1 protein-coding gene is annotated in these 996 nt (G+C 59.9%); it reads right to left on the bottom strand.

Going from position 1 to position 996, the window contains the following annotated elements:
- Positions 1–720, bottom strand: a 720-nt coding sequence (locus tag AACY52_RS28520) for a peroxidase family protein (RefSeq protein WP_339561097.1), incomplete at its 3' end; no start/stop codon positions are given.
- Between the last annotated feature and the right edge of the window lie 276 nt (positions 721–996).

Below are 996 nucleotides of genomic sequence, written 5' to 3'. Positions count from 1 at the left end.
CATGCCCATGTTGCCGAACGTGGCGCGGATTTCCTTGGCGGCTGCCAGCGGATCGGGGGTCCCGTTAGGTCCTTCCGGATTAACGTAGATGAGTCCCATTTGCGATGCGGCGAGCGGCTTCTTGATGACACCCGGCGCGGTATGGCGCTGATCGGCCAACATCTTGGTTTCAGGTCCCCAATAGGTTTTATCCGCTTCCCATTCGTCGCGGCGTCCAAAGGCAAAGCCGAGCGTCTTGAAGCCCATCTGCTCCAAGGCGACGTTGCCCGTCAGCTCCATGAGGTCCGACCAACTGATCTTTGAGCCGTACTTCTGCTTGACCGGCCATAGCAGGCGACGAGCCTTGTCGAGATTGACGTTATCCGGCCAGCTGTTCAGCGGTTCGAACCGCTGCTGCGCGCCGCCAGCGCCGCCTCGGCCATCAGCCTGCCGGTACGTTCCCGCACTATGCCAGGCCATCCGGATGAAGAACGGCCCATAGTTTCCGTAATCGGACGGCCACCATGGCTGCGAGGTGGTCAGGACCGTAGCGATATCCTGTTTCAGCGCAGCAACATCGAGAGTTTCGACCTGCCGGCGATAATCATAGTCTGATCCCATTGGGTTTGATTTTGGCGACTCCTGTCGAAGCGGACTCAAATCAAGCAAATCGGGGAACCACTGCTGGTTGGTCTTGCCCTCGACCTGTGCCGACGCCGGACTTGACGCGGCAAACGGCAGGGCCGCGGCCGAGAGCAGGAATGCGGTGATCAAACGAGCTCTTGGCATGTGCAAGTCTCCGGTAAATTGGGAAAGATCGGTCGCTCGCGGTACGGTGAGTGGAGCATTGCGATGCGACTGCGTGCTTTTGAGTTTTCGGCAGGCCAAAAAGCGCCGATCGGCCCAGGGGAAGGAAGCCGACCGGCGCCTGCGACTGGCTTAACGGCGGGGGAGCCGTGCCAATGCAGCCTTGTACGCGTCGTAATGAGTGCCTTCATCCACGGCGATCTGACGGAA

The sequence above is a fragment of the Pseudomonas sp. EA_65y_Pfl1_P113 genome, assembly GCF_963970525.1.
In the GTDB taxonomy this organism is placed as follows: Bacteria; Pseudomonadota; Gammaproteobacteria; order Pseudomonadales; family Pseudomonadaceae; genus Aquipseudomonas; species Aquipseudomonas tritici.
This window is presented reverse-complemented; position numbering and strand designations above follow the sequence as displayed.